We start from the raw sequence: 7,782 nt of genomic DNA on the forward strand, positions 1-7,782 counted from the left end.
GCAAAGCGGCGCGCCCCGGAGGAATCCGGGACGCGCCGCAGGGGGGCCTTTTTCTCTTATCCGGCGTAGGGGAGCTCGAAGGCGTAGCTGCCGCCGCCGCAGCGGATCACCGTCTCGCCGCTTTCGGCGCGGATGCTCTGGCCGAAGACGGCGACGGCGGGCTGGCCGCCCTCGGTGACGGTGTCGGGGGCGTCGGTGGGCAGGCAGATGACGGCGTCGGTGTTCTGGGGGATGACCACGGTCAGGCGCATTTTGCCGCCGTCGAGTTTCCAGTCGCTGACGATCTCGCCGCGGATGCAGCGGTGGGCGAGGCGGGCGGACGTGAGGCCGCCGCCGGGGCGCGGGCGCACCTGCACGGTGCGGAAGGCGGTCTGGAGCGGCGCGATGCCCGCGACGTGGCTGTACATGAACTCGCCGACGGCGCCGAAGGCGTAGTGGTTGAAGGAGTTCATGCCGGGGTCGGCGAAGCCCTGTTCGGGCGTCCAGCCGTTCCACCGTTCCCACATGGTGGTCGCGCCGAGGGTCACCTGGTAGAGCCAGGAGGGGTAGGTCTTGTTCATCAGGAGCCGGTAGGCAATGTCCTCCTTCCCCGCGGCGACCAGCGCGGGCAGGAGCCGGGGCGTGCCGATGAAGCCCGTGGCCAGGTGATGGTCAAAGCGCACGACCTCGGCCTCGAAGTGTTTCGCCGCGTCCGCCCGCTTCTCTTCGGGCAGCAGGTCGAACGCGAAGGCCAGGGCGTAACCCGTCTGGCTGCTTTCGAGGATCGTGCCGTCGTCGGACACGAAGGCTTTAATAAAGGCGTCGCGGATGCTCGCGTAGAGCTCGGCGTAGCGCGCGGCCTCCTCGTTGCGCCCGATGACGCCGGCCATCTCGGACATGATGCGGGCCAGGTACGCGTAGTAGGCCGTGCAGATGACCTCGTCCTTCGCGCCGCCGCCGAGGTTCAGCCAGTCGCCGAAGCCCAGGTCCTTGCGGATGTGGTCCGCGCTGGTGCGCGTCAGGAAGTCCATGCCCTTGACCAGGTTGTCAAAGTGGCGCTCGATGACCCGCGTGTCGCCGTAGAACCGGTGCATGAGGTACGGGCAGATCATGGCCGCGTCGCCCCAGGCCACCGCGCCCGCGCCGATGCCGACGTCCGGCGAGACGTGGGCGAAGCTGCCGTCCTCATGCTGGGAGTCCTGCACGAGGTCCACGAGCCACTTGGTGTGGAACGCGCCGATGTCGGCGGTGTACAGCGCCGTGGGCATGAAGAACTGGGCGTCGCCGGTCCAGCCGAGGCGCTCGTCGCGCTGCGGGCAGTCCGTGGGCGCCTCCAGATAGTTGCCCTTCTGGCCCCAGACGATGTTGCTGGCCAGTTTGGTGAGCAGCGGGTCGGAGGCCTCGAAGACCGCCGCGCGCGGGATGTCGTTGTGGAGGACGACGCCGATGACCTGCTCCGGCGCGGGCGGCGCGGCCACGCCGGTGATCTCCACGTACTGGAAGCCGTGGAACGTGAAGGCGGGCTCCAGCGTCACGGGGCCGTCGGCGGCGACGGTGTACTGGTCCGTGGCGCGCGCGCTGCGCAGGGCCACGGTGTACAGCATGCCGTCGTCCTGGAGGCGCTCGGCGTGGCGCACGGTCACCGTGTCGCCCGCCTTGCCGGTCAGGGTGATGCGCGGCCAGCCGACCAGGTTCTGCCCCATCTCGTAGACGTAGACGCCGGGCTGCGGCTCCGTCATGGACTTCGCGGTGATGGTTTCGATGGCGCGGACCGGGTTGGCCGGGTAAGCCTGCACCGCCGCCTTCACCTCCGCGCGCGGCGTCACGGCGACGGGCTTCCACGCCGCGTCGTCGAGGCCGGCCGCGTCCCAGCCGGGCAGCGCCTTGCGCAGGTCGCGCGTCTCGCCCATGAGCAGGTCGGCGGCGCGCACCTCGCCGTAGGCGGCCTTCCAGGAGCCGTCCGTCACGACGCGCTCCGTCGTGCCGTCGGCGTACTCGATCTCAAGCTGCGCCATGAAACGCGGCTCGGTGCCGTAGACGCCCCGGCCCCGGTTGCCCACATGCCCGGCGTACCAGCCGTCCGCAAGGATCGCGCCCCAGGCGTTGGCCGCCCCCGGCGCCACGAGACCCGTCACATCGTAGGTGTTGCAATAGACGCGCTTGTTGTAGTCCGTCCAGCCGGGGGCGAGCTGCACGTCGCCCACGCGCTGCCCGTTCAGGTGCGTCTCATAGATGCCCAGGGCCGTCGCGTAGAGGGTGGCCCGCTTCACGTCGCCCTTCACCGCGAACTCCCTCCGGAGGTACGGCGCGGGCGGCAGGTACATGTCCTTGCCGAAGAGCGGCCCCCACGGCTTGCCGGGATAGGCCTCCACCTCCTGCGCCGCCGCCCATTTCCCGTCGTCAAACGCCGCGCCGCGCCAGCCCTCGCCCGGCTGCTCGTTTGCCGCCTTCCACGTCTTGTCCGTGAGGATGGACAGCATCGAGCCGTCCTCCAGCGTCACGTCCAGCGTGGCGATGAAGCCCGCGTTCCCCTGGGCGTTCTCCACCTCCACGGCGAACTGGTTTTCCCCCGGCTTCACGAGGGCCGTCACGTCGAACTCATACCGCTTGCTGTGGCTCTGGATGGGCTCCTCCCCCCGGCCCACCCGCCCGCCGTTCAGGTTCACCCGCGCGCCGTTGTCCGCCGTCGCGCACAGCGCCGCCTTCACGATCTTCGCGCCCTGCGGCACCGTGAACCCCTTGCGCAGCCACCGCTTCCCCGACGGGAACGCCTCCGGCGCGACCCCTTCGGGGTACCAGATCCAGAAGCCGCCGGTGTAGGGGTCCCGGGGGACCGCCTCGTCCTCCGCCGGGGCGTCATGGCCGATCCACTCCGCCGACCAGTCCTCCGGCGCGAGCAGGCCCATGCTGAACCGCGCCGGGGCGCTCCAGTCCGAAGGCTCCTCCTGCCCCCGCGCCCACACGCGCACCTTCCAGAAGCACTGTGTCCGCGACACCAGCGCCTTGCCGCCGTAGGGGACGAGCACCGACTCGCCCGAGACCACCTTCCCGCTGTCCCACAGCGTGCCCTCATCCCGCGCCAGCGCCGCCTCCGAGTCCGCCGCAAGGATCTGGTACGCCGCCTGGTACAGGCCGCGCCCCTCCCCCGTGAGGATCCATGTGAGCCGCGGCGCCGTCTCGCCGATCCCCGCCGGGTCCACCCGATACTCGCACTTCAGCTCCGCCGGGGCCAGCGGCCCCGCCGCCCAGGCGCCCGCCGCCGCGCACACGGCCAGACAAACCACGCAACCAAGCGTCCGTTTCATGGAAACCTCTCCCGTTCGGCGGCCACCCGCCGGATGCAGCCCAACACCGGCCGGAAACCCGGCCCCCGCCGATTGTAGCAACCCCGCCAGGGAAGCGCAACGGAGAAGAAGGACCCCGCACGTAGACGCGCCATCTTGGCGCGTTCTTAGGCCTTTGGTTGGCCCAAAGAACGCGGCAGGATGCCGCGTTCCCCTCGTTCCCAAGTAAAAGGTTGGAACGAGGGAACCCGTTAGAGCCGGGGGTCCACCGGCTCGCTTTCCAGGGCGAGAACCCCGAAGCAGCACTCGTGCACGCGGCGCAGGGGCTCCCCTCGCACAAAGCACTCCAGGGACTCGACACCCAGGGCGAATTCCCGAAGCGCGAGCGAGCGCTTCGCCGAAAGCCCCCGGGCGCGCAGGCGCTCCAGGTTTTCGGGGAGGGTGTATTCCGGCCCGTAGATGATGCGCAGGTATTCCCGGCCCCGGCATTTGACGGCGGGCTGCAGCAGTCCCCGCTTTCCCGTGGCGATGAAACTCAGGGGCTTGACCACCATGCCCTCGCCGCCCGCGCCGGTGAGGGACTCCCACCACGCGATGGCCTCCCCGCGGCTTCCCTCATCCGACAGATCCACCACCCGGTACGGCGTGCTGATGAGGAGACCGTCCCCCTCCCCGCAGAAGCGGGCCAACGCCTCCATGTGCCACACATGGTCCCTGTCCACATGCACGGCGCCTTCGGTGGCCAGCAGGTGGAACGGGGCAATCCGGAAGTCATCCGCCGAACCGACCGTCCAGCAGTACTGCCGGTAGGCGTCCACATAGCGTCCTGCGGCTTCGGCGCGCGCGCGCGTTCTTTCGGTCAACGCATCCGTGTCCAACCCCCGGGCCTGCGCTTTTTCGAGCGTCTCCAGCGCCGCGCTCAGCGCCGCACGGGACGCGGTCCCAACCGGGGCGTACTGGCTCTTCAGGAGCTCCTGGGCCTTTGCCGACCAGGGCATCAGCTCACAGTCCAGACAAGCCCAGTCGGTTCGAACCTCCTCCCAGAAACCCGCCGCATCCATGGCCCGGCGGAGACGCGCAAGCAGCTCCGACTCCAGGCCGGCGTTCTGAAAGAACGGACGCCCGGTGCGGGTAAGCAGGACTCCGGCGGGCGATGAGCCCCGCACGCCGAAACGGTGAAGCGCCGCCTGTTCATCCCTGCACACGATGGCGACACACCGCGACCCCATGTGCTTCTGCTCGCAGACCACGCGGTCCACCCCGGCCGACGAGTAATAGCCCAGCGCCTCGGCGGGATGCTCGAGCATGCCCGGCTCCTTGGATGTCTCGCAGGGCGACATGGTCGGAGGCAGGTAAATGAGCCACTTGGGATTGGCGGCAAACCGGCTCATGGCCTCCAGGGCGGCCACGGAAAACTCCTCGCGGATGATGACCTGGCTCTGCAGACGGGTGGAGATGATGCGCTTTCCAGACACATCCTCGAAGTCCAGGATGTCGTCGTGTGTCTGCTGGGCGGAGAGTCCCTCGGCCTGCGGAGAGGTCAGTGGACGGACGGGCTCGCAGTACATCCTGGCCGCCGGGACCGAGAGCACTTCGCCCTCGGGATACCTCAGCGCGGTGAGCCGTCCGCCAAAAACGCAGCCCGTGTCTATGTTCACGGTCCGGTTCAGCCATTGCGGCTCCGGCGTGGGGGTATGGCCGTACACAACCAGGGCCTTCCCGCGGTATTCGGCCGCCCAGTTGTGCCGGACGGGGAGGCCGAACTCGTCCGTCTCGCCGGTGGTCTCGCCGAACAGGGCGAAATCGCGCACCGCGCCGGAGCCCCGGCCCTGCATCTCCTCCTTCATGCCCGCATGCGCGACAACCAGCTTTCCGTCGTCGAAGACGTAATGGCTCACCAGCCCGTCCAGAAACTCGGCCGCCTCCCGGCGGAATTCGGGGATCTCCGCCTCCAACTGCTCCAGTGACTCCGCCAGGCCGTGCTTGATCTGAACGTCCTGTCCGAAGAGCTTCCGCTTGAGCTTGATGTCGTGGTTTCCAGGAACGCACAGGCCGGCACCCTGCGCGGTCATGTCGATGGCCAGTTTCAGCACCTTTGGCGTCTTCGGCCCGCGGTCCACGAGGTCGCCGAGAAACACCGCCCGTCTGCCCTCGGGCGGTGTCACCACATACCGCCCCTCGGGGGTTTCCGTGACGACATACCCCAATTGGGCGAGCAACGCAACCAGTTCGTCAAAACACCCGTGAATGTCCCCGACGAGGTCGAAGGGGCCCGCCTCGTTCCTTCGGTTGTTCCAGAGCGGCTGCCGCTCAAACTCCGCCGCCGCCACCTCCTCCACCGTCTGGAGGTGCGTGATGTGGCGGAATCCCTCCGGCTTGAGGGAGCGCCGCGACTGGCGGAGTTGCTTGGCGTGGCGCAGAACCACGGACTCCCGCAACTGCCGGTCCGTGCGCTGGCGGTTGTGCTCCAGGCAGACCTTGTCCGGCAGGTCCAGCACCACCGCGACCGGGATGACGTGATACCGGCGCGCGAGTTCCACAAGCTGTTTCCGGGACTCCGGGAGCACGTTGGTCGCGTCAATCACCGTCAGCTTCCCGGCGGCCAGGCGCTTCGCGGCGATGAAGTACAGCACGTCGAAGGCGTCCTTCGTGGCGTCGAGACTGTTCTCATCGTCGCTCACCAGGGCGCGGCAGGCGTCCGATGAGAGGATTTCCGTGGGCTTGAAGTGGCGGCGGGCGAAGGTGGATTTTCCGGAACCGGAAGCGCCGATGAGCACCACCAGGGAAAGTTCGGGGATGCTAATCTTCACGGGTGAACACCCCCATCTGCGTCGGGGCGCCGACGGCGCCATCCTCCGGCCCCACAGGGGCAAAGCGAACCCCGTAGCCGTTTCGTTCGGCTGTGCCGCGCGCCCACTCCTCAAACTGGGCGCGGGTCCACTCAAACCGGTGGTCCTTGTGGCGGAACTGTCCCCCGGGCAGGGTCTCAAACTTCACGTTGTATTCCGAGTTCGGCGTTGTCAGCACCACTGTCCGGGGGCGGGCAAACTCGAACACCACGCGCCCGAAGGCCTCCAAACGCGCCTCGTCCAGGTGCTCGATCACCTCCACCACCGCCGCCGCGTCATATCCCTCCAGACGGCGGTCGCGGTATGTCAGCGACCCGTGCAGCAGCGTCACACGGTCCCGCTGCCGCTCGGCCATTCGTTCCAGACGCAGCCTCTCCTGCGCGCGCTCCAGCGCGCGGTGGGAGACATCCAGCCCCACGACCTCCTCGAACTGGCGCTCCTTGAACAGCTCGCGGAGCAGCTTTCCCTCGCCGCAGCCCAGGTCAAGGACGCGCTTCGCTCCGGACCCCAGAAGCGCCTCCACCACGGCGCGCAGGCGCAGTTCGTTGAGGGAAACGGCCCGCTCAATCTCCGCCTCCTCCTGCTCCCGCATGGCCGTGGTTTCGTCCGGATCCTCCGCGTCCTCCTCGGTCAGTCTCGCCAGGGTCTCCCGGACAAGCCGCCGCTGGTGTCTAAGGTAGCGCCGCGTGATCTGGTCGCGCTCGGGATGGCCGGCAAGCCACCCCTCCCCGTGCCGCAGAAGCTTCTCCGCCTCGTCCTCCGAGACCCAGTAGTGCTTGTCGTTGTCCAGCACGGGGATCAGCACATACAGATGCGACAGCAGCACCTTGAGCGTCTGCGTCCCGCGAAGTCCCACCCGGAAATAGGGGCTTTCCCCCCACTCCGGAAAATGGTCGTCCAGAGGGAGGCGCTCCGCCGTCACTTCGTATCCCAGCGGCTCAAAGAGCCCGCGCAGTATCGCCTCGCCGCCCCTGCACGGAAAGACCGGCAGAACCGCTTCCAGGGGGATCGGCTGGTCCACCAGTTCGGGACGCTGCTTGGAGTTCCCGGCAAGGGCCGTCGAGAATACCCGCGCAAGCGCCACACTCATGAAGGACGTGGCGGCATAGGGCCGGTCATTCACGTACTGCTCCAGTGCGCCCCCCTCGCCGGCCGGGCCGCGGCGCCCGCGAACAAGCCCCACCGGGTCCACTTCCAGCAGGAGGGCCGCCGTGCAGCGGTCCTCCCCGGCCTCGGGGTACAGAACGTGGGCGCGTCCGAAAGACAGGTCAAGCGAGTGGACATGCGCGGGGTTCTTGTGAAGAAGAAACCCCAAGTCCGTCGCGGGACGGTGGGTTGTGGTTATCGTCAACAGCATGCTCGTTCTTCCCTGTTCGCGGGCCGGTCCCGCGAAGAATTGCCTATCCTATGCAATTAGTTCCGTTGGAAACAAGGCACGTCCCGTCTCCCGGTCGCCGGATAAGACAGCGTGGGCGCCGAAGCCAAGGCGGGCACGAGATCGCGTCAGTCGCTTCGCTCCTTCGCGATGACGCGCTTTTTCACAGTCATTGCGAGCCCCAGACCGCCGAAGGCGGGAATTCTGTCCATGAAGCCATGGATACGGGTGTCCTTTCCCTCTTCACCCCGGAGGGGTGAGGGCCATTAGCCGGTGGTTGAGCGAAGCGATACCA

3 protein-coding genes are annotated in these 7,782 nt (G+C 68.1%); all 3 read right to left on the bottom strand.

Annotation, left to right across the window (positions count from 1 at the left end; all coding sequences use genetic code 11):
* Positions 1 to 56 precede the first annotated feature (56 nt).
* The gene (locus GXY15_14915) at positions 57 to 3,284 is read right to left on the bottom strand and encodes a family 78 glycoside hydrolase catalytic domain (protein ID NLV42501.1); all 3,228 of its coding nucleotides are present in this window, start codon (positions 3,282 to 3,284) and stop codon (positions 57 to 59) included.
* A gap of 230 nt (positions 3,285 to 3,514) precedes the next feature.
* The gene (locus tag GXY15_14920; GenBank protein ID NLV42502.1) at positions 3,515 to 6,073 is read right to left on the bottom strand and encodes a polynucleotide kinase-phosphatase; all 2,559 of its coding nucleotides are present in this window, start codon (positions 6,071 to 6,073) and stop codon (positions 3,515 to 3,517) included.
* Positions 6,063 to 7,469 carry a 3' terminal RNA ribose 2'-O-methyltransferase Hen1 gene (locus GXY15_14925; GenBank protein NLV42503.1) on the bottom strand — a complete coding sequence of 469 codons (1,407 nt, stop codon included), beginning with the start codon at positions 7,467 to 7,469 and terminating at the stop codon, positions 6,063 to 6,065. The genes GXY15_14920 and GXY15_14925 overlap by 11 nt, the downstream gene beginning before the upstream one ends.
* Between the last annotated feature and the right edge of the window lie 313 nt (positions 7,470 to 7,782).

Source organism: Candidatus Hydrogenedentota bacterium, assembly GCA_012730045.1.
GTDB lineage: Bacteria > Hydrogenedentota > Hydrogenedentia > Hydrogenedentales > CAITNO01 > JAAYBR01.